Origin of the sequence: Commensalibacter papalotli (ex Botero et al. 2024) (assembly GCF_947179115.1) — a bacterium.
In the GTDB taxonomy this organism is placed as follows: Bacteria; Pseudomonadota; Alphaproteobacteria; order Acetobacterales; family Acetobacteraceae; genus Commensalibacter; species Commensalibacter papalotli.
Genome location: NZ_CAMXCI010000001.1, coordinates 816404 through 839014, shown reverse-complemented (window position 1 = coordinate 839014; position 22611 = coordinate 816404). Strand labels below are relative to the sequence as shown.

Below are 22611 nucleotides of genomic sequence, written 5' to 3'. Positions count from 1 at the left end.
ATCAAAGGAAGATCTTGAAGGTATATTTTAAAATTTTTAAGGAAAATATATATTTTGCTATAGGAAAAATTTAAAAATACGATACACTATTTAAGGCTATATCAAGTTACAATTTTAATTGTATCTATTAAATAAAGCGTTATTTTGAATTTATTACTTTTTATTTTGATTAGGATCTATCCGATGAGCGATACTTCTTCGAATTCTGGAGCAAAACATTCTTCTTGGAAGCCAGATAGTTGGCGTTCTTTTCCAATTAAACATGTTCCTGAATATCCTGATCAATCTGCATTGATGAGTACAGAGGAAAAATTAAAAGGATATCCTCCTTTGGTGTTTGCTGGTGAAACACGCCAATTAAAGAGACAGTTAGCCTTGGCATCACAAGGCCAAGCTTTCGTTTTACAAGGTGGTCCATGCGCAGAAATATTTGAGGAATTTACAGCAGATATTATTCGTGATGTATTTCGTGTAATTTTACAAATGGCGATCGTTTTAACTTATGGTGCCAAAGTCCCAGTGGTTAAAATTGGACGAATTGCGGGACAGTTTGCAAAACCACGTTCTTCAGATAATGAAACCAAAGGTGATATCAGCCATATGTCTTATCGTGGTGACATTATTAATGGCATTGACTTTACCGCAGAATCCAGGATTCCAGATCCTAAAAGAATGGAGCTTGCTTATTTTCAATCAGCAGGCACCCTAAACTTAGTTCGTGCTTTTGCAAATGGCGGATATGCAAATTTACATGAGGTGCATCGTTGGAATTTGGATTTCGTTGAGCGCTCTCCTTTGGCACAACGTTACAGTGTTTTATCAGAAAAAATTGATGAAACATTAGCATTTATGCGCGCATGTGGTTTGACTGGGGATAATACTCCTCAGATCAAAGAAACAGATTTTTACACTTCACACGAAGCGTTATTATTGCCTTATGAGCAAGCTTTAACCAGAATAGATTCAACGTCGGGTGAATGGTATGATTGTTCAGCACATTTTCTGTGGATTGGCGATAGAACACGTCAACCTAATGGGGCACATGTAGAGTTTTTACGTGGGATTAAAAACCCAATTGGGATCAAAGTGGGTCCAAGTGCAAATATTGATGATTTGTTGAAATTATTGGATATTTTAAATCCTGAGAATGAACCTGGGCGAATTTCGTTGATTGCTCGAATGGGTGCAAGTAAAATCAAAGAACTGCTTCCTCCTTTTGTTAAAGCTGTAAAAGCTTCTGGTAAAATTGTAACTTGGTTAAGTGATCCAATGCATGGTAATACGATCTCTACCAGTGATGGTACAAAAACACGTCCGTTTGATGAGATTTTATCAGAACTTATGGGATTTTTCGATGTGATGGCATCCGAGGGGGCTATTCCTGGTGGTATTCATGTTGAAATGACTGGTGCCAATGTAACAGAATGTATTGGTGGTGCTCATCATTTAACAGAGGCTGATTTGGGACAACGTTACCAAACATTTTGTGATCCACGTTTAAATGCAGAACAATCTTTGGAAATGGCCTTTTTAGTTGCTGAAGAATTGGCTCAACGTCACTTTGCGGCAAATAAAAGTAAATAATGTAGGCTTTAGAAAGAGCGTTGTATGACTGTTAAAGATAATAACCAAGAACGAGACGCGGTATTTAAAGGCTTGGTTGCTGTTCAGCAACCAAGTGATCTTGATATGGTGGCTGCACGCACAGATGCTTATTTTAATAGGACACAACATATCGTCCAGCATTATGGGGACAAAGAAGTTGTTTATGCTGTATTCCTACGTCGTCCAGTTTTATCAGCACCACGTTTAGCATTACAGTGGTTAGATAGACTCTTTGAACAAGAAAATATCAATGCGACTTATTATGTGGCTTTTCCAGAAGGGGAATGGGTAGGCGCTGGGCAGCCGATTTTGTATTTAAAAGGGTCTTTTGAACAGCTTGCTGTTTTGGAAACTATTTTATTACAAAAATTGGGTTCTTGTTGTGTTGCAGCTTGTAATGCATTTCAAATGGTGCAGACGCTGCCAGAAACTGATTTTATAGCTATGGGGGCACGTCATTGTGCAGGCTATGAAATGCAAGAGATGGTCGAATATGCGGCTTGGGTTGGTACGCAAGCTGCACAAAAAAAGAGTGGGTCAAAAGGGTTTATAGGTACAGCCAGTGCTAATACAGCTAAATTGTTTGGTTTAGAGAGTGGTTTTGGTACGATGCCACATGCTTTAGTGGGGTATGCAGGATCAACAGTTCGTGCAGCTGAAATGTTTCACGAACAATTTCCAGACCAAACATTAGGGGTTTTGGTTGATTTTTTTGGTAAAGAAGTAACTGACGGAATATCAGTTTGCCAACGTTTCCCTGAGTTGGCTGCACAAGGTAAAATTATGTTGCGTTTAGATACGCATGGTGGTCGGTTTTTAGAAGGGTTAAATCGACAAACATCATACTCTTTAATTATGCGTCATGCCCCTGAAACGCTTCAACGTTATTGTTCAGAAAAAGAATTAACGCACTTAACGGGGACTGGTGTTTCAGCAGCAGCCATTTGGTGGATGCGTGAACGATTAAACGAGGCAGGATTTGGTAAAGTCAAGTTGATTGCCTCTTCTGGGTTCGATGTGACTAAGTGTCGTATGATTGCAGAGGCGAAGGCTCCTGTTGATTGTATTGGTACGGGATCATTTATTCCTAATCTTTGGAATGAAACCTATGCAACTGCTGATATTATTGCGTATAATGGACAGTCTTTGGTAAAAAAAGGACGTGAATTCTTAGTTAATTTTGCACGTCAATATGTTTCTGGAATAGAATAGTTTGAAGAATAAAAAGCTTGATAGGAGATTGGTTTTTGGATAGTCAAAAAAATGAAGAGAGTGATGTAAAAGGTGAATATACTATTCATGTTTTTGACCTTTCCAGTGACCATGAGGATAAAGTTGTAGAAATTATTGATGGTTTTTACAATGAAGAGCACGCAGTTGTTTTTGCCCACGCCTATGTTCGCGCAAGCGTTGAACGTTGTCGTATTCCTGGCGGCACTAATCAAGAGATTTTTGATGCTTGGTCTGCATTTGGTGAAGATGTTAAAGTAATGAATAAAGAGGACGAGATATGGAATTCCTCTGATGAGATTATGTCTTTTGTTGAAAATAAATCGACACCCATGGAATGTGATTGGCGTTCATTGGATCCTCGCCGTTTAGTTGACGAGGATGAATTTCCCGAAGATGATAAAGAATAACCCCTGAGTTTTAAAGATAATTTAAATAGCGATAAGTTTTGAAGATGAAATTACGTTTTGCCCCAAGTCCTACTGGTTTAATGCATGTAGGGAATGCTCGTTTGGCTGTTGCCAATGCTTTGTTTGCTCGCCGTCATGGCGGCAAGTTTATGCTACGTATTGATGATACGGATGTTGAACGTTCCAAAGAGGAATATGTTCGTGAAATTCACAAAGCATTGGAATGGTTTGGTTTTTCTTGGGATGAATATATGAAACAATCCGATCGTATGGATCGGTATGCGATGGCGATTGAACGGTTAAAAGAATCTGGACGTTTATATCCTTGCTTTGAAACCAAAGAGGAATTGGATTTTAAACGTGAGTTACGCCGTCGCCAAAATAAACCCCCTTTATATGATCGTGCGATGTTAAGATTAACCCCTGAACAGCGCGAAGCAGCTGAAGCTAATGGAAAAGTGCCACATTGGCGCTTTAAACTTTCGGGTCGTGAAATCAGATGGGATGATTTGGTTATGGGGCAATGTCGTGTTAAGCTGACTTCTATTTCTGATCCGATTATGATCAAAGCGGATGGTACTGTTTTATACACATTGGCATCTGTTGTTGATGATTTGGAAACGGATATTACCCATATTATTCGTGGTGAAGATCATGTTACCAATACTGGTGTCCAAATTGATTTGATTGAGGCATTAATAGGCAAACCTAACACCATTAATTTTGCACATTTACCTTTGTTAATGGATGCTGATGGTGGGAAACTTTCAAAACGTCTAGGAAGTGTTTCTCTTAAAGAGTTACGCGAAGATGGGTTGGAGGCTAAAGCAATAGTTTCTTATCTTGCACGTTTAGGTACATCACGTGATCCGCAACTTTTATCTGTTGATGAATTGGCAAAAGATTATGATTTATCAACTTATTCACGTTCACCAGCACGTTTTGATATTCAACAAATGCTCATTTTAAATAAAAAATGTTTGCATAATATGGAATTTGCTGAGGTCAAAGATCGTCTTCCTTCTTCTATTACAGAAGAATTCTGGAATGTTGTTCGCCCTAATCTTGAGTTGTTAAGTGAAGCAAGATATTGGTGGGATTTGGTACATGAAGATATTATTCCTGAAGCCGCAGAGGAAGATAAAGAATATCTACAACAAGCACTTGATTCTTTACCAGAAGATCCTTGGACAGAAGAAACATGGGGACAATGGACGGCTAAGTTAAAAGAAGTTAGTGGCCGTAAAGGAAAAACATTGTTTCATCCATTAAGAATGGCATTAACACGCGAAGAAAAAGGTCCAGAAATGAAAGGGTTATTACCGATCATGGGACGCGAACGTGTTGTTCGTCGCTTGCAAGAAGCAGTTTCGCGTTAATTGTGATTGCTCATTAAGTTAAAGTAAAAAGAGCTAGGGGAGTAACCTAGCTCTTTTTTTGTTGTATAAATTGTTAGTATTTATTTTAGTTATTACTTTTCTTAAGTATCATTATAGAAAACATAAAAATGACTAATCCACATATAGCAAGTGCTGATCCTACAATTCCAATAGAAGACCATCCCAAACCGATTGAAATAACAACTCCTCCTGCCCAAGCACCAATAGCATTGGCAAGATTAAAAGCGGAATGATTCATTGCCGAGGCTAATATTTGTGCTTTAGGTGCGAGATCCATTAAGCTTGCTTGCAAAGCGGGAACTAATGCAAATCCCATGCCGATTAAAAGTAAACATATCAAAACCAACAAAGGTGAATGTGCAATAAAAGAGAATAAAGCGAGAAAAACAGCATTCCAAATTAACAAGCCAATGATTGTTTTGATTAAAGATTTATCTGCCATCCATGCACCAATAATATTGCCGATGACCATTCCCATGCCCCATAGAGCTAGAAAAATTGGAACCTGTAATTCTGTTTGATGGGTAACATATAATAATGTGGGGGTAATATAGCTATAAACAGCAAACATCCCACCAAAACCAATAGCAGCCGTTGCTAAGGTCAACCATACTTGTTTTGAATTCAAAGCAGATATTTCTTGTAAGGGGGAAATATTATGATTGGGTTGGATGGTTGGTATTGTGAATGGGAATAAAAATAGTAAGAGTAATCCACCAAAACTAATTAAATAAAATGTAGATTGCCATCCCCATAATTGCCCCATCCACGTGACCAAAGGAACACCCACAAGATTAGCCGCCGCCAATCCTAGCATAACACGTCCTATGGCTTGTGTACGTTGATGGGGCGGGACTAAATTTGCAGCAACCAGTCCTGCAGTTCCATAATAGGCACCATGGGGTAATCCTGATATAAATCGTGCAATGGCTTCTATAGTAAAATTTGATGCCAACGCGGATGTACCATTTCCAATGATAACAAGAATAATCAAAATACAGAGCAATTTTTTGCGCTCCATATTGGCCCCAATAATTGCCAGTAGCGGAGAGCCAACAATAACACCACATGCATAAATACTGATTAAATATCCAGCCGTAGGTATATTTATATGAAATGTTTGTGCAATGTTCGGTAACAAGCCCATTGCAGCAAACTCACCTGTGCCAATAAATAATCCACCTAATGCTAGAATAAAGTGTGCAGTCCATATTTTGGCTTTATCATTTTTATTGATGACCGCTGTTATATCCATATTGTTCACTCTTTTTAATTAAAATATTTTATGAAAATTAAATAGAGCGCGCTGTTCTTTATAAGATAACGAATGAAATTACTCTTTACAATGAACTAAAATTGTACACAATGTGCACTTAAAGTGAACGTTCAATGCATGGTGTCGGTTATGTCTCAATTAACACGGAGTGATCTTGGAGATTTAAATTTCTTTCGCGTGATTGTAGAAGCTGGAGGTTTTCGCAAAGCTGCGGATCAGTTAGATATTTCCCCTTCAGCTTTAAGTCGTTCCATGCGTAATTTAGAAGAACGTCAAGGCGTTCGTTTGTTTCATCGTACTAATCGCAGCATTAAACTAACCTCAGCAGGACAAGAGTTATTACAATCAGTTATAATGGGATTTGATACTATTGAAGCTGGATTAGAGGCACTTAATCGATATAGAGAGCATCCCACAGGATTATTAAAGATTAATGTTTTAAGTGATGCTGCACGCCTTGTTTTGGCACCTATATTGGCAAAATATACAGAAAAATATCCAGAGGTAAGGTTAGAGATCGCCGTGCAAGATACCGTCATAGATATTGTTAAGGATGGGTTTGATGCAGGTATTCGGTATGGTGATATTGTACCAGAGGATATGATTGCGTTGCGTTTATGTAAGCCATTGAATTGGATTATGGCTGCATCTCCAGATTATTTAAAACACGCTCCTGAATTAGAAAAACCAGATGATTTGCATTATCATAAATGTATTGGAACCAGAATGGGAAATGGAAAAATCTATCATTGGGAGTTAGAAAAGGGAAAAGAAAAATATGTGTTGTCAACGGATTGGACAATGATTGTGAATGAAACAATTTTGTCTATTGAAATTGCACAACGTCATGGGGGTATTTGCTATAATCTTGAAAACAGGATTGCAGATCAATTAGCAGAGGGGAGTTTAGTTAGGGTTTTGCCTGAATGGGGATCGATGGGCGAGGCTTTTTACCTTTACTATTCTAATCGCCGTCAATTGCCTAAGGCATTACAGGCTTTATTAAAGTTAATAAAAACATATCATTTTCAATAAACTTCTTTATAAAAACATTTTAAATACATATATAATTTGTTAAAAGATCTTTTCCTTTATATTAAAAACAGTTGTTAATACATGTCAAATCCTTTGAAAGTTGAACTTTTAAGCCCTGCGGGGACATTAAAATCCATGCGTTATGCGTTTGCCTATGGGGCGGATGCGGTTTATGCGGGGCAACCTCGATATAGTCTAAGAGTTCGAAATAATGAGTTTAATCATGAAAACCTTAAAATCGGTATTGATGAGGCTCATGCTCAGGGAAAATGCTTTTATGTCGTGGTGAATATTGCCCCACATAATGCAAAATTAAAAACTTTTATCAAAGATTTAGAACCCGTTGTAGCAATGGGACCAGATGCATTGATTATGTCCGACCCAGGATTAATCATGATGGTGCGTGAAGCATTCCCAGAGACGGCAGTGCATTTATCTGTGCAAGCGAATGCTGTGAATTGGGCAACGGTTAAGTTCTGGCGACAAATGGGATTAACACGGGTTATTTTGTCTCGTGAATTATCGATCAAAGAAATCGAGGAAATTCATCAACATGTGCCTGATATTGAGCTGGAAGTGTTTGTTCACGGTGCTTTATGTATGGCATATTCTGGACGCTGCTTATTGTCTGGGTATATTAATCATCGTGATGCGAACCAAGGGACATGCACGAATGCTTGCCGTTGGCAATATGGCGTTGAAGAAGGCACTGAAAATGAAGTTGGTGAGATTGTTAGTAAAAAACAAGAGCAATCTGGTGGATGTTGTAATGATAAGGAAGAGGTGCAGCCTACATTAGGTGAGGGACCATCGACTGATAAAGTGTTTGTTCTACGTGAAGGTACCCGACCAGAAGAAGAAATGACTGCGTTTGAAGATGAGCATGGCACGTATATCATGAACTCCAAAGATTTGCGTGCTATTCAACATGTAGAGCGTTTGGTGAATATTGGGGTTTACTCTTTGAAAATTGAGGGGCGGACAAAATCTCATTATTATGTTGCTCGTACTGCTCAAGTTTATCGTAAAGCGATGGATGATGCGGTTGCAGGTCGTCCTTTTGATACCAGCTTGTTAAGCACCTTGGAATCTTTGGCACATCGTGGTTATACAGAAGGGTTCTTGCAACGTCATAAACATAATGATTACCAAAACTATGAAACAGGGTCTTCGGTTTCCATTAAACAACAATTTGTAGGTGAATTCACAGGACAACGTCAAAATGGTTTGGCGGAAGTTACCGTAAAAAATCGTTTTGAGGTTGGTGATCGTTTGGAAATGATGACGCCAAAAGGGAATATTAGCTTTACCCTTGAAAAAATGGAAAATACCAAAGGTGAAGCCGCTACAGTTGCACCAGGAAATAGTCATACGGTATATATTCCGATTGCAGACGATGTGCAGCTGGAATATGCGTTATTGATGCGGTATTTAGGCGGTGAGTAATAGAGTTTTCTTAAATTAATTAAAAGAACTGGCTTTTGTAAATAAAGCCAGTTCTTTTATATAAAAGCTGCTTGAGAATTGTAGGTTAAATGATACCTAGGGCATCCATTGCAGAAGCAACTCGAACAAAACCAGCAATATTTGCACCTGCAACATAATCACCAGGAATGCCATATTCGTCTGCTGTTTCAGCACAAAGATCATGAATTGTACACATAATTTCGGCAAGACGTTTTTCGGTTTCTTCGAAGGTCCAGCTATCACGTGATGCATTTTGTTGCATTTCTAATGCAGAGGTTGCAACTCCACCAGCGTTTGCCGCTTTACCAGGTGCGAATAAAACACCTGCCTTTTGGAAATTGGCGACAGCTTCTGGAGTAGAAGGCATGTTGGCACCTTCACCAACAGCAATAACACCGTTTTTAATCAACATCTCGGCATCTTTGCCTGTAAGCTCGTTTTGTGTTGCGGAAGGCATCGCAATATCACATGGCACTGACCAGATTGATTCGACCTCTTTGTAATATGTATTACCACCTTTTAATTTTACATATTGTGAAATACGTTCACGCCGTTTTTCTTTGATCTCTTTGACGATATCTAAATCAATTCCATCATCATCAACGATAAACCCGTTAGAATCAGAACATGCAATCACTTTAGCTCCAAGTGCTTGCATTTTTTGGATTGTATAAATTGCAACGTTGCCAGATCCAGAAACGATGACTCTTTTACCCTCTAGTGAGTGTTTTTTGGTTGCCAGCATACGCTCAACAAAATAAACAGCACCATAACCTGTGGCTTCTGTGCGAGCGCGTGAACCGCCGTAAAGTAAGCCTTTACCCGTGATTACACCAGCTTCATAACGATTGGTCAAACGTTTATACTGACCAAACATATATCCAATTTCACGGCCACCAACACCAATATCACCTGCGGGAACGTCTGTATATTCTCCAATATGACGGTGTAGTTCGCTCATAAAAGATTGGCAAAACCGCATGACTTCACCATCGCTGCGTCCACGAGGGTTAAAATCAGATCCTCCTTTACCACCGCCAATAGGCATTCCAGTCAATGCATTTTTAAAAGTTTGTTCAAAACCTAAAAATTTAATAATGCCGACATTGACTGATGGGTGAAAGCGTAAGCCTCCTTTATAAGGACCAAGAGCAGAGTTAAATTGAACACGAAAGCCACGATTAATTTGAACATTGCCAGCATCATCTACCCAAGGCACACGAAATATGATCTGACGTTCGGGTTCGCATAAACGTTGAATTAAACCGTTATCAGCATAATGTGGATTTTTGGCGATAACACGCCCCAAAGACCCCAGAACTTCATGAACAGCTTGATGAAATTCCGTTTCGTTATAATTTCTTTTTTTTACTTGGTTAAGAATAAGCTCAAGAGTTTCATTGTCATTGATAGACATCGCAATCTCCGTGTTCGTTCGTATGTTACATTTGTGTAAAGGAGTATAAAGCCTCAGATCGGATGAAAGGAATTAATAATTCCTAGAATAAAAATATAATTTAAAAGATAAACTAAAATGACACATAGAGTTTAAGTTAGTAACTATTTATATAAATGGGTCATTGGTTGTGTTGTTAAGTGAGTTATTATCAGCATAATATGGGGTTTGAAATTGATTTGTGGGAAAATAATTTTGGTTATTATAACCATCATATAGAGGAACAGGTTGAATATAATTGCCATCCCATTCTGGTTCCATATGTAAAATACGATCTTTAAGTGGGGGATGCGTGGAAAATATTTGACTGGCTGATGAGGAAAAGAACATATGACTATAGGCTTTGCTATTAGCGGTATGAATGATTGATCCTTCAACACTGCCACCGATTTTTTTTAATAAAGAGGCAACAGCATGTGGCATACGGGTGAATTGTGCCGAAGATGCATCAGCTAAAAATTCGCGCTGACGACTGATGCTGGCTTGCATAATATTTCCCCACAAGGCTAAGATCCAGCCAATTATCATAAAAATAAAAGCAAATATCATTGCAATCGCAGGACTAGAATCTTTTTTACTAGAAGAGTTGTGTCGACTATTTCCTCCAAAGCTTATTAAAACATAGTAACCTATTGTCATTAAAGCATACATTCCACAAATAATTGCAGTAAAACGTAAATTGATACGCATATCTTCATTAAGAATATGACTTAACTCATGTCCAACTAACGCCATTAACTCTTCACGGGTCAGAACGTCTAATGCCCCTTTGGTAATCCCAATAGCAACATCATTTAATGTGTATCCAGCTGCAAAGGCATTAATACTGGCTTCTTGATCAAGAATATAAACGTGAGGCGGGGGAATATTGGCAGCAATCGCCATTTCAATGACAATATTAATTAACTGTCTTTCTTGGAAATTGGTAGGCTGTTGGGGATCAATATAACGTCCTCCTAATTGCTCTGCGATAATATATCCACCGACCTTAAACTGATGAAATTTAAATAAGGCTACTGGAATAATAATTCCCAAGGTTCCTCCTAATAAGATATATGTGATATCCCAAGGATAAGCATCCCAGCTTTGAGGAAAGTGACCTTTTTCAAAATACTCAATTGCTAGTGCGGTTAATATCGGAAGAATAATTGTTCCAATAATAAATAAAATAACAAAGCGTGTTGTATTATTACGAGCATTCTGTTGATGGGTAAAAAAACTCATTGGACTTAATTACGAGTTAAAATTAACTTTTGGCGCAGATTGTATTTGAATTGTATCCTCGAAGTCGAGAAGTTTTCCTTCTGCAGTATGACCAACCAAAGGAGCGATGAAAACTGCAGGAAATGTTTTCAATGCAATATTATAAGCCGTAACAGCATCATTATAGGCTTGCCTTGCGTAACTGACACGATTTTCAGTAGAGGTAATTTCCTCGCTCAGTTGCATTATATTGGTGTTGGCTTTTAAATCAGGATAAGCTTCTAGTTGAAGATTTAATCCACTTATATTACGATTTAGATTTTGTTCAGCTTTGTTAAGAGCTTGGATATTTTGACCATTACTTGGATCAGTGGAAGCATTTTGCAAAGCGTTCACCGCTCGGTTTCGAGCTTCGGTGACTTTGATTAAGGTTTCACTTTCGTGTTTTAAATAAGCCTTTGCTGTTTCAACTAAATTAGGAATTAAATCATAGCGACGCTTTAATTGCACTTCGATTTGCGAAAAAGCATTTTTAAACTGTGCTTTTAATCGGACAAGCTGATTATAAATTGAAATTAAAATAATAATTGCGATGATAGCAATGGCGATAATAATTACAGTGGTTATGTTCATGTTAATACTACAATTATGTAAAATGACTGATGAAATATAGTCTAACAAGAAATGATCAAAATCAGCAATAAAGTTTAAATATTAAATCAAATTGATAATAATGAAAAAAATTAAGTTTATTGCTGAATGGCTTAAAGAAATAGTGACTAAAGCTGTAAATCTTTCATAAAGAAAATATATGAGAATGCGTGTAGGAACCCAGCCGACGCTATATCAGATGATAATACGATTTTAAATTAGAGAGATTATCCGCTTTATATGGAAAAGAGTTTTTTAAAAAACTAAGTTTTAATATCAATCTGAATGTTAAATTCGCAACAGGCTAAAGGCATAAAAATTCAACATCTTTAAAGTGATAGGAAAAAAGGCCAAACCTATATATGAATTACGTAGGTATTTTTAATAGGGTGGGGAAATAAAGATGAGTGCAAGTTTTATAGCGATTATTGTAATCCTAGTTGCTGTAGTTATGACCTTTGTCAAAGGTGTTAGGATTGTCCCTCAGGGTCAGCAATGGATTGTAGAGCGTTTAGGAAAATATAAGCAAACATTAGGGGCTGGATTGAATGTTGTCGTCCCTTATATTGACCGTGTTGCGTATCGTCTTTCTAATAAAGATCAGATTTTAGAAGTTCCTAGCCAAGATGTGATTACCAAAGATAATGCGGTCGTCACTGTAAATGCGATTTGTTTTGTTAAAATTGCAGATCCACAAAAAGCAGCTTATGGGGTAGAGGATTATGAGGAAGCAACTTCTGCTCTGGCGATGACGTCATTACGTGCGACAATTGGTAAAATGGATTTGGATGAGAGCTTGTCTTCTCGTGATGTTATCAAAGCTGAGTTGTTAGGTGTTATGTCTGATCAAATGACGGATTGGGGATTGATTTTGCGCTCTATTGAGATCCAAGATATTGCGCCATCCCAATCAATGCAAGGGGCGATGGAACAACAAGCCGCAGCAGAACGCCAACGGAAAGCCACAGAAACCAGAGCAGCAGGAAATAAGCAAGCTGCAATTTTAGAAGCAGAAGGGGTTAAGCAATCCACAATTTTGCGAGCAGAGGCAGAGCAAGAATCAGCGACTAGACAAGCAGCTGCGGCGATTTCTTTGGCCGAAGGTACGAAAAGAGCGAATCAACTTCTTGCAGAGAGCATAAGCGGTGAAGGTGGGCAAGCTGCTTTAAATTTCCAATTAGCTACGCGTTATGTTGATGCTCTTGCTGCATTGTCTCAAAGTCAAAATGCAAAAGTCATTGCAATGCCTGCAGAATTATCTCAATCAATTGGCAGTTTGATTAATGCTGGGGTAGTTCTTGGTATGACAGCGGAAATTAATACAAAGACTGCAAATTCTAAAGATAAATCATCGCTTAATTTTTCCTAGATACAGACTAATATTTAAACATTCATTGCGATAATAGCAATTGCAATGAATAATATCAAATAATTCAGATGCTGCTTTGTCTTACATTCAAATATATAAAGATATATATGAGCTGTATTAGTAAATTAATATTTGCTCAGTTTCAACTGTAGTGGAGTAAAATAGGGTGCTTATAGATTTACAGACAATATGGTTGATGTGGATTGTAATTGGGGGCATTTTGTTGCTCGTAGAGTTATTTACAACAACTTTTTTTGCTTTGTGGATGGCTGTTGCAGCCCTTATCCCAGCAGCAATTTCTTTTTTTGATCCGAATGTCAGCTTGGAATTTCAAATAATTATTTGGATTATGGCAATGTTTTTATGCGCATTTTTATGGATGCGTTTATCTAAAAGAGATACTCCTTTGGAAAATATAGATAAGGAACTCATTGGGCAAATTGGTATCTTGGCTAAAAAATGTGACGCGCAAAATAAAGGGGTATTATTACTGCAAAAGCCAATTGACGGCTTGTCTCAATGGGAGTGTTTGTCTGAAGAACCTATTGCTGCAGAAACACGAGTTATTGTGACTCAAAGAGTTGGACAAAGATTGCTTCGTGTGGATTACGAGAAAAAATAAATTAGTCGAGTAAGGTGTTAAGCATGAATATAGAAGCATTAAGTTTAAATATAGGTATTGATGTGGTTGTTGTTTTTGTATTGCTTATTATTGTAATCATAGTGTTTATGAAGACAATACGTATTGTTCCCCAAGGGCAGCAATTAATTATCGAACGTTTAGGAAAATATAAAGTAACTCTTGGGGCTGGATTAAATATTTTAACACCATTTGTAGATAGGGTTGCGTATCGTTTATCGACTAAAGATCAGATTTTAAATGTGCCTAGTCAAGACGTAATTACCAAAGATAATGCGTTGGTAAAAGTCAATGCAATTTGCTTTATTAAAATTATTGATACTCAAAAAGCAGCATATGGCGTTGAAAATTATGAACAAGCAACAATTAGTCTTGTAATGACCTCTTTACGTGCAACGGTTGGTAAAATGGATCTGGATGAGAGTCTATCTTCAAGAGATGTAATTAAAGCAGAGCTGGTTAAGGGGATGGCAGATCAAATGACAGATTGGGGATTGATTTTACGTTCTATAGAAATTCAAGATATTGCTCCTTCTGCATCAATGCAAGTTGCAATGGAACAACAAGCAGCAGCAGAACGTCATCGTAAAGCAGCCGAAACCCAGGCAGCAGGAAATAAACAGGCTGCGGTTTTGGAGGCTGAAGGAATCAGGCAGTCCATGATTTTGAAGGCTGAAGGGATAAAACAATCAACCATATTAAAAGCTGAGGCAGAGCAAGAGGCCGCGGTAAAGCAAGCTGCTGCTGCAATTTCATTAGCAGAAGGAACGAAAAAGTCTAATGAGTTATTAGCTGAAGGAATGAGCGCAATTGATGGGAAATCAGCTTTAAATTATCAACTTTCCAAGCAATATATTGAGGCTTTGGCACTTCTATTTAAAAGTGAAAGTAATAAAGTGTTAATTATGCCTCCTGAACTTTCGCAATCCATGGGGAATTTAATTAACTCTAGCTTTATCTTGGGTGCTACGAACGAGTTAGATAAACATGAAAACGAAAACAAAAAATAGTAATTATTAAGCCTGTAATACAATCGTACAGGCTTAATTGTTCCCAGTGAAATGTTATTTCATTAACCAGATCGTAATAACCGCCCTGCATTGTTTTTGGCAAATAAAAGTAATAAAGATTCAATCGCTTCTTTTTGTTGTATTGGCGCTTTGGGTTCATATTGGAACCATTGCTCGGCGGATTGCCATGCGCGGTCAATCCATTGTTCTAACCTGATTTCATCAACAACTTTGAAATCAGGCAGTCCTGATTGCCTGCGGCCTGTCACTTCACCACCACCTCTGATTTTAAAATCCTCATCAGCAATTAAAAAACCGTCTTCTGTATCGCGTAATAGAGCAAGGCGTTTTTTTGCGGTAAAATTGATTTTGTCATCATGAAGTAACAAGCAATAAGATTGCTTTTCTCCACGCCCAACGCGCCCTCTTAACTGGTGCAGCTGAGCCAAGCCAAAACGTTCAGCATGTTCGATTACCATGATATTGGCATTGGGAATATTAACACCGACTTCAATGACGGTGGTTGCCACCAAAATTTTCGTTTGATTGTTTGCAAAAGCATCTAAAGCATCTTGTCGTTCTTGGCTGTCTTGTTGCCCATGTGCCAGCCCTACTTTATTTTCTCCAAAATGGTGCTTTAAATCAATAAAGCGATCTTTGGCAGCGGCAAGATCCATGACTTCGCTTTCTTCTACCAAGGGGCAAACCCAAAATATTTGACATCCTTGAGAAATCATACGCTCTACACCCTGCATGATTTGCCCCATGGTGCTTAAATTATGCAAGGTGGTGTGAATGGGTTTACGTCCTGCGGGCTTTTCGGTCAGACGACTTACTTGTAATTCTCCCCACCGTGTTAATAACAAAGTTCTTGGAATAGGGGTGGCGGTCATTACAAGAATGTCGGTATTTTCGCCTTTATCTCCGAGTTTTATACGTTGTTCGACACCAAAACGATGCTGCTCATCAATAATGACCAAAGCAAGATTATGAAATTCAACGCCTTCTTGAAATAAGGCGTGCGTACCAATGGCAATTTTTGCTGTGCCATTATGAAGTTTTTCTAAAACTTCCTTACGCGCATTGCCTTTGACAGAACCGCTGAGGAAAATTGTTTCTGCGGAACATAATTGTGAAAAAAATTCAAAATGTTGCCTAGCTAAGATTTCGGTAGGCGCCATAATTACCGCTTGAAATCCGGCCTCAACCGCATGTAAAGCGGTTAACAAAGCGACAATTGTTTTTCCTGATCCCACATCCCCTTGTAATAAGCGCAACATACGAAAAGGACGTTTTAAATCTTTTTTTATTTCCTTTAATGTTTTTTCTTGGGATTGGGTAAGGGGATAACCAAATTTCTGTAAGGCTTGATTGCAAAGCGTTTGATTGCCAATCAGTGCTCTGCCAGGATTTTTCTGAGTAGCACGCTTAGCCTGACCAATTGCTAATTGTTCGGCAAAAAGCTCATCAAACGCTAATCTTGACCGTGCTCTGCTTTCTGCGGCTTCATAAGATTGTTTATCAAAAAGCTCGGGGAAATCACCTGGAAAATGTAAAAGATGTAAAGCCTCTTTAAAGCTGGGCCATTGATTTTTTTGAATAATAAGAGGGTCTATCCATTCTGGTAGTGTGGGGCATTTTGCTAGTGCACTGCGTAAAACTTTATAAAGATTTTTAGGAAACAACCCTGCCGTTAGTGGCCAAATAGGTTCAATTAAAGGAATCATATACTCATTTTGCAAAGGCTCTAGATAATGCGGATTGGTTATTTGTAATCGATTGCCATAAGTTTCCAACGTGCCAGAAACAATAATTTGTGTATTAGGTTTTACTTTTTTAGCCTGCCATTGAGAAAAGAAACTGAGTTCAGCATTTTTTGTGCCGTCAGTAACATGAACGCGCCATGGTTGCTTGCTTCGTAATGGTTTTTCAATGTGAATGACCTGTACCTTTAACGTGGCAATACGTCCTGGAATGGCATTTTGCAATGTTGGGCGATAGCGTCTGTCAATAATGCTTTCAGGAAGGTGAAGCAGTAAATCTATGACACGATGACCACCTGCCGCTTTGGCGATAAGTTGGCTTGTTTTTGGGCCAACACCTTCTAAATTAGATAAAGGTGCTAGTAATGGTACAAGAGCAAGTTGTGTGGTTGATGAAATAGAGGTTTCATCCATGAATGGGCTCGGCTATATATAAGAAAAATAATTTATTAGGACTATAAAGGATAACGCATCATGGATCAAAAAGAAAATATGATGGATCTGGAAATTCGCAAACGTCGTGTATTATATCAGGCTAATCATCGTGGAACATATGAAGCAGACCTTATGATTGGTCGTTTTGCCAGTGAATATGTGCCTGCTATGGACGAGCAAGAATTAGATGTGTTAGAGCATATTATGAGTTTTGATGATGCGGATTTAACTTTGTGGTTGACTGGATTTAAGGAAATACCCACATCATTAAATAGTCCAATGATACAAAAAATGTGTGATTTTGCTAAAACTATTCATTCAAAAGCCTAAGGGGAGCCAATTATAATGGGGGACGCCTTGTCAACACAGTCCAATTTGTTTTTGCCAATATGGGGTGTTCCAGAGGGATATGATGCGTTTTTATTAAAGCGGCATGCTGTGGAATGTTTTACCAAGGATAAAAAAACATTAGTTCATGTTGCGCGTAATGATGCGGATATGATTCGTATTGCTGATTTATTGAATTTTATTGATCCTAGCCTTGAGGTCTTAAATTTTCCAGGTTGGGACTGTCTGCCATATGATCGAGTTTCTCCCAATAAACGTGTTGTTTCTGAACGTGTAGCAACCTTAACAAGCTTATTAGAACCTGCGACCTCTCCCAGAATAGTTTTAACTACGATTTCCTCACTTTTACAAAAGGTTGCCCCTCGCTCTGTTTTTTCAGGGCGTGCGTTAAGTTTAAAAAAAGGTGATAGTTTAGATCAGGAGTTTCTGATCGACTTACTTGTCTCTCAAGGGTACAACCGCACTGATACAGTAATGGAAGCAGGGGAATTTGCTGTAAGAGGGAATTTGTTTGACATTTACCTTGCGGGTGAGGAAGAGCCTGTTCGTTTAGATTTGTTTGGCGATGAGGTTGATTCTATTCGTTCTTTTGACCCTATCACCCAACGCTCCACAGGTTCTATGGATGCACTGGTTATGCGTCCAACAGCGGATTTTTCTTTGGATGAGGAAAGCATTGCTCGGTTCAGAGTAAAATGGCGAGATTTATTTGGTTTAACGGCAACGAATGATCCTCTTTATGATGCGGTTTCCAGTGGCAGAAGATACCAAGGAATAGAGCATTGGTTGCCTTTATTCCACGAGAAAATGGAAACATTTTTTGATTATGTACCCAAAATGTCTTTGTCTTTTGCTTATCAAGCAGAAGAGGCGTTGCAACCACGGCTTGAAATGATTGCAGATCATTATGAAGCTAGAAAACAGCCAGTAAGGCCTAATGAGGTTCCATATCGTCCTTTACCTTCTGATTATCATTATCTCAATCAAGAGATATGGGATCAGTGTATTGCGTCTTATAAAATCATTTCTTTTCAACCTTTCGCGAAACCTGAAGGTGCCACTGGTGTCGATGTCGGTGGACGCCCAGGTATTATGTTTGCTAAAAGTCTTGCCCCTTCAGAGCGAGAAAATGTCTTTTCTTTATTTGGAAAAAAGGTCTCTGAATGGAGATCTGCTGGTCGTAAAATCTTAATCGCAGCATGGAGTAAAGGTTCAAGAGAGCGTATTGCAACTTTATTAAAAGAACATAAAATCCCTACACAACAGCTCAATAATTGGGGTGAAGTCGAGAAGTCTAATGCGGGCATTGTTAATTTATTAACGATGGGATTAGATAATGGGTTTATTGCTGATAATTTCGTCTTGGTGTCAGAGCAGGATTTGCTTGGTGAGCGGATTTCCCGCCCACACCGTCGACGTAAAAAAGCAGAGCAATTTATATCAGAGGCATCTGAAATCAGTGAAGGCGACTTGGTAGTCCATCAAGAATATGGGATTGGCCAATATCAAGGGCTGGTTAATCTTGATATTGGTAATGCGCCACATGACTGTCTTTCCTTAATGTATTATGGTGAGGAAAAGCTTTTTTTACCCATCGAAAATATTGAGTTATTAAGCCGTTTTGGTTCTGATCAATCTGGTGTAGCTCTTGATCGACTAGGCAGTCCTGCCTGGCAAAAACGTAAAGCTACGATGAAGGCACGAATTCGCGATATGGCGGATGCGTTATTACGTACGGCTGCTACAAGGTTAATGAAAGAGGCTTCTGTTGAAACCCCTCCCGAAGGATTATGGGAAGAGTTTTGTGCAGGGTTTCCCTTTATTGAAACCGAAGATCAATCCAGAGCAGTGGCAGATATTATTCAAGATTTATCCTCTGGCCGTCCAATGGATCGTTTAATTTGTGGTGATGTCGGCTTTGGTAAAACCGAAGTTGCTTTACGTGCTGCTTTTATCGTTGCGATGGGAGGGGCGCAAGTAGCAGTAGTCGTGCCGACGACGTTGCTTGCTCGTCAACATTACCGTACTTTTATCAAGCGATTTGAAGGGTTTACAATTAAAATTGCGCAATTATCGCGGATGGTAACTGCCAAAGAAGCAACGCAAGTGAAAAAAGATATTGCAGATGGTAATGTGAATATCGTGATAGGCACACATGCTTTGTTGGCTAAGGGCGTGCAGTTTGCTAATATTGGGATGTTAATTATCGATGAAGAACAGCATTTCGGTGTTGCGCATAAAGAAAAGCTCAAGTCTTTACGTGAAGATATTCATGTTTTAACTTTATCAGCAACACCACTTCCCAGAACGTTGCAGTTATCTTTAACAGGGATGCGTGAGATTAGTTTAATTGCGACACCTCCTGTAGATCGATTAGCTGTCAGAACCTTTATTATGCCTTTTGATCGCGTGGTTATTCGTGAAGCTTTACAAAGAGAGCGCTTTCGAGGTGGACAGGCTTTTTGTGTTGTGCCCAGAGTGCAGGATTTACAACCTTTACAAGAACAACTCTTAGAAATTATTCCAGATTTACGTTTGGTGCAGGCGCATGGTCGCTTAACACCGACCGAGCTGGAACGGGTTATGACAGAATTTAGTGATGGAAAATACGATGTATTGCTTTCAACAAATATTGTTGAAAGTGGCCTAGATATGCCTTCAGTCAATACACTGATTATCTATAAAGCGGATCGTTTTGGTTTAGGACAACTTTATCAGCTCCGCGGGCGTGTTGGGCGTGGAAAGCAACGAGGATATGCTTATTTAACATGGCCACAGCAGCATTTCTTATCCAAGAACTCTGAAAAACGCCTTGAGATCATGCAATCTTTGGATAATTTAGGTGCAGGCTTTACGCTTGCCTCACATGATTTGGACTTGCGTGGAGCTGGAAATTTACTTGGAGAAGAACAATCAGGTCACATTCGTGAGGTTGGGGTTGAGCTTTATCAAAAGATGCTAGAGGAAACAGTTGCTGCATTGCGAGCAGAACGCGATAATCAACCTATCGAGAATCAAGAATGGAGCCCTAATATAGTTCTTGGATTAGCTGTGTTAATTCCAGAGAGTTATGTAACAGATTTGACCGTAAGGTTGGGTTTATATCGTCGTATTGGTAATTTAGTGCAAGATGATGAAATAGAAGCAATGCGTGTTGAGTTAATCGACCGATTTGGTGATCTGCCAGATGAAGTGTCGAATTTATTGGCTATTGTTAAATTAAAAGCATTATGTAAAAAAATAGGTATTCAACGTGTAGACGCCGGCCCAAAAGGGGTTGTAGTTCAGTTTTTAAATAATAAATTCAAGAATCCCGATGGATTAATCCGGTGGGTTGCAGGAATAGGTGAAGGATATATGAAGTTACGTCCAGATGGAAAGCTTGTTTATTTGAGAGAAACTCCGTTTGCAAAGAGAGTGCAAAGAACACAGTTCTTATTAAATAAATTACTGGAAATTTGTAACGATTAATAAACGTTTATTAAATTGAAAAAAGATTTATTAATGATTTATTTATTTTATTAATAAATTATTAACTAAAGAATAATTTCTAAAGAATATTTTTTGTTTTTTATAGTAATATGGTTATAAAAAGCTTTACTTAACTGTTTTTATTTTATAAACAGTTAATTATTCTTTACAATTTTTATTTTTATAAGATATTCTTTATTAGAATAAGTATGTTTCAAGATCTTTTTACTATAGCGGTCGGTTGGGTTCATCCATTATGTTGCAAAAAAATATTAATGACCTTTTAGTTTTTTTAAGTGTTGCAAAAGAGCGCAGTTTTACAAAAGCTGCTGCTAAGCTCGGTGTGTCTCAATCTGCGTTAAGTCATACAATGCGCAATTTAGAAGGACGCCTTGGGATTCGTTTGTTGATGCGTACAACACGTAGTGTTGCACCAACAGAGGCAGGGGAGTTGTTATTGAAAAATATCGCTCCTAGAGTTGAGGAGATGGAGCAGGAACTGAGTAGGGTTATTGATTTTAAACAACAACCTGCGGGAACTATTCGTCTTACTGCAGATGAGCATGCTGCTAATTTTATGCTATGGCCGCGACTAAGGAACTTTCTTAGAGATTACCCAGACATTAAACTAGAAATCGATGTTGATTTCGCTTTAAAGGATATTGTGTCAGAACAATATGATGCTGGTGTTCGTTTAGGTGAGTTAGTACATAAGGACATGATTGCTTTGTCAATTAGCCCAGAAATTCGTATGGCTGTGGTAGCATCTCCAGCCTATTTGGAAAAAACTAATATTCCAAAAAAACCAAAAGACTTACTCAAACATCAATGTATCAATTTACGTCTGCCTACTGCAGGGAATTTATATGCGTGGGAATTCGAGGTTAATAAGCGTGAAGTTAAAGTACATGTCGATGGACAATTAATTTGCAATACGTTAACTCAAATGCTGCAAGCTGCTTTTGATGGTTTTGGTTTTGCTTATGTGCCAGAAGATGAAGTCAATATTGCTTTACAACAAGGGCGTTTAGTTAGAGTGTTAGAAGATTTTTGCCCTAATATTCCAGGATATTATTTATATTATCCTAATCGACGTCAGCACAGTTTTGCTTTTTCATTATTCTTGAAAATCTTTCAACAACAAAACACAAAATAGTTTATATTTCTTAATAATAAGCAATCCTGTAATTAGTTATTACCTTATGCTTTGAAAAATGTGAATCAAGAGTATTTATAACAGAATTCTTGTAAAACATTTAACTAAAATAGTAAAATAAATTACAATTTAAATCAATACTATATACGCTACGATTTGATTTAATTTATAGTAAATTTGACTATTTAGAGGAGCATAAAATGTATGATATTGCCATTGCACGTGCAATACATATTTTATCAATCGTTATTTGGATAGGAGGGGTATGTATGGTGACCACCATTTTGCTTCCTTCATTTCAACGTTACTTTCCTATTAAAGATCGATTAGATATATTTCACAAAGTAGAAGAACGCTTTGCATGGCAAGCAAGACTGGTTGTTTTATTGGCAGGTCTCTCAGGCTTTTATATGGTTTGGCGAATGGCAGCGTGGGGTCGTTTTGAGCATGTTTCTTTTTGGTGGATGCATGCTATGTTATTCGTATGGTTAATCTTTATGTTGATGTTATTTGTTTTAGAACCTTTTTTCTTAGAGAAGAAATTCAAGAAAATATCTAATGAAAATCCTGAAAAAGCATATAAATTAGTTCAAAGATTACATTGGGTATTGCTTATTTTTAGTTGTGTTACCATTATTGGCGCTGTGATTGGAAGTCATGGTTTTAATATATTGAGTTAAAGGCAC

The 22611-nt window shown here is 38.1% G+C and carries 18 protein-coding genes; 13 read left to right on the top strand and 5 right to left on the bottom strand.

Annotated elements, in window-relative coordinates:
• Positions 1 to 183 precede the first annotated feature (183 nt).
• From QMN76_RS03815 to gltX, 4 genes are all read left to right on the top strand, one after another.
• On the top strand, positions 184 to 1584 hold the full coding sequence (locus QMN76_RS03815; protein ID WP_034336209.1) for a class II 3-deoxy-7-phosphoheptulonate synthase: 1401 nt from the start codon (positions 184 to 186) through the stop codon (positions 1582 to 1584).
• A gap of 105 nt (positions 1585 to 1689) precedes the next feature.
• Positions 1690 to 2817, top strand: a complete 1128-nt coding sequence (locus QMN76_RS03810) for a beta/alpha barrel domain-containing protein (protein WP_235176796.1) — start codon at positions 1690 to 1692, stop codon at positions 2815 to 2817.
• Positions 2818 to 2852: 35 nt separating this feature from the next.
• The gene (locus QMN76_RS03805) at positions 2853 to 3245 is read left to right on the top strand and encodes a hypothetical protein (protein WP_034336214.1); all 393 of its coding nucleotides are present in this window, start codon (positions 2853 to 2855) and stop codon (positions 3243 to 3245) included.
• Between the two features lie 44 nt (positions 3246 to 3289).
• The gene (gltX, locus tag QMN76_RS03800; protein WP_034336217.1) at positions 3290 to 4624 is read left to right on the top strand and encodes a glutamate--tRNA ligase; all 1335 of its coding nucleotides are present in this window, start codon (positions 3290 to 3292) and stop codon (positions 4622 to 4624) included.
• 85 nt (positions 4625 to 4709) lie between these two features.
• Here the strand turns inward: gltX and QMN76_RS03795 are convergent, their stop codons facing one another.
• Complete coding sequence (locus tag QMN76_RS03795) at positions 4710 to 5900, bottom strand: MFS transporter (RefSeq protein ID WP_282023730.1); 1191 nt, start codon at positions 5898 to 5900, stop codon at positions 4710 to 4712.
• A 150-nt stretch (positions 5901 to 6050) separates the two neighbouring features.
• Between QMN76_RS03795 and QMN76_RS03790 the strand changes: the two genes are divergently transcribed.
• Complete coding sequence (locus QMN76_RS03790) at positions 6051 to 6956, top strand: LysR family transcriptional regulator (protein WP_282023731.1); 906 nt, start codon at positions 6051 to 6053, stop codon at positions 6954 to 6956.
• An 81-nt stretch (positions 6957 to 7037) separates the two neighbouring features.
• Positions 7038 to 8402, top strand: coding sequence for a prephenate-dependent tRNA uridine(34) hydroxylase TrhP (gene trhP / locus QMN76_RS03785; RefSeq protein ID WP_282065742.1), 1365 nt, complete (start codon positions 7038 to 7040; stop codon positions 8400 to 8402).
• Between the two features lie 85 nt (positions 8403 to 8487).
• Here trhP and gdhA read toward each other — a convergent pair whose 3' ends face one another.
• The 3 genes from gdhA to QMN76_RS03770 form a co-directional block, all read right to left on the bottom strand.
• On the bottom strand, positions 8488 to 9840 hold the full coding sequence (gene gdhA, locus QMN76_RS03780) for an NADP-specific glutamate dehydrogenase (protein WP_034336223.1): 1353 nt from the start codon (positions 9838 to 9840) through the stop codon (positions 8488 to 8490).
• Positions 9841 to 9987: 147 nt separating this feature from the next.
• The gene (locus QMN76_RS03775) at positions 9988 to 11103 is read right to left on the bottom strand and encodes a M48 family metalloprotease (RefSeq protein WP_051461771.1); all 1116 of its coding nucleotides are present in this window, start codon (positions 11101 to 11103) and stop codon (positions 9988 to 9990) included.
• Positions 11104 to 11112: 9 nt separating this feature from the next.
• Complete coding sequence (locus QMN76_RS03770) at positions 11113 to 11715, bottom strand: LemA family protein (protein ID WP_034336226.1); 603 nt, start codon at positions 11713 to 11715, stop codon at positions 11113 to 11115.
• Between the two features lie 421 nt (positions 11716 to 12136).
• Here QMN76_RS03770 and QMN76_RS03765 point away from each other — a divergent pair, with 421 nt between their 5' ends.
• The 3 genes from QMN76_RS03765 (at position 12137) to QMN76_RS03755 (ending at position 14752) form a co-directional block, all read left to right on the top strand.
• The gene (locus QMN76_RS03765; RefSeq protein ID WP_282023732.1) at positions 12137 to 13102 is read left to right on the top strand and encodes an SPFH domain-containing protein; all 966 of its coding nucleotides are present in this window, start codon (positions 12137 to 12139) and stop codon (positions 13100 to 13102) included.
• A 166-nt stretch (positions 13103 to 13268) separates the two neighbouring features.
• A complete protein-coding gene (locus QMN76_RS03760; protein ID WP_282023733.1) occupies positions 13269 to 13724 on the top strand; it encodes an NfeD family protein in 456 nt (151 codons plus the stop codon).
• A 23-nt stretch (positions 13725 to 13747) separates the two neighbouring features.
• Entirely contained in the window at positions 13748 to 14752 is a 1005-nt protein-coding gene (locus tag QMN76_RS03755; RefSeq protein ID WP_282023734.1) for an SPFH domain-containing protein, read from the top strand.
• Between the two features lie 62 nt (positions 14753 to 14814).
• Here QMN76_RS03755 and recG read toward each other — a convergent pair whose 3' ends face one another.
• Positions 14815 to 16929 carry an ATP-dependent DNA helicase RecG gene (recG, locus tag QMN76_RS03750; protein WP_282023735.1) on the bottom strand — a complete coding sequence of 705 codons (2115 nt, stop codon included), beginning with the start codon at positions 16927 to 16929 and terminating at the stop codon, positions 14815 to 14817.
• A gap of 60 nt (positions 16930 to 16989) precedes the next feature.
• Between recG and QMN76_RS03745 the strand changes: the two genes are divergently transcribed.
• The 4 genes from QMN76_RS03745 (at position 16990) to QMN76_RS03730 (ending at position 22605) form a co-directional block, all read left to right on the top strand.
• Positions 16990 to 17280, top strand: a complete 291-nt coding sequence (locus QMN76_RS03745) for an FAD assembly factor SdhE (RefSeq protein WP_034336235.1) — start codon at positions 16990 to 16992, stop codon at positions 17278 to 17280.
• 15 nt (positions 17281 to 17295) lie between these two features.
• The gene (gene mfd / locus QMN76_RS03740) at positions 17296 to 20769 is read left to right on the top strand and encodes a transcription-repair coupling factor (RefSeq protein WP_282065740.1); all 3474 of its coding nucleotides are present in this window, start codon (positions 17296 to 17298) and stop codon (positions 20767 to 20769) included.
• Positions 20770 to 21025: 256 nt separating this feature from the next.
• A complete protein-coding gene (locus QMN76_RS03735) occupies positions 21026 to 21925 on the top strand; it encodes a LysR family transcriptional regulator (protein WP_282023737.1) in 900 nt (299 codons plus the stop codon).
• A gap of 200 nt (positions 21926 to 22125) precedes the next feature.
• Positions 22126 to 22605 carry a hypothetical protein gene (locus QMN76_RS03730; protein WP_282023738.1) on the top strand — a complete coding sequence of 160 codons (480 nt, stop codon included), beginning with the start codon at positions 22126 to 22128 and terminating at the stop codon, positions 22603 to 22605.
• Positions 22606 to 22611 lie beyond the last annotated feature (6 nt).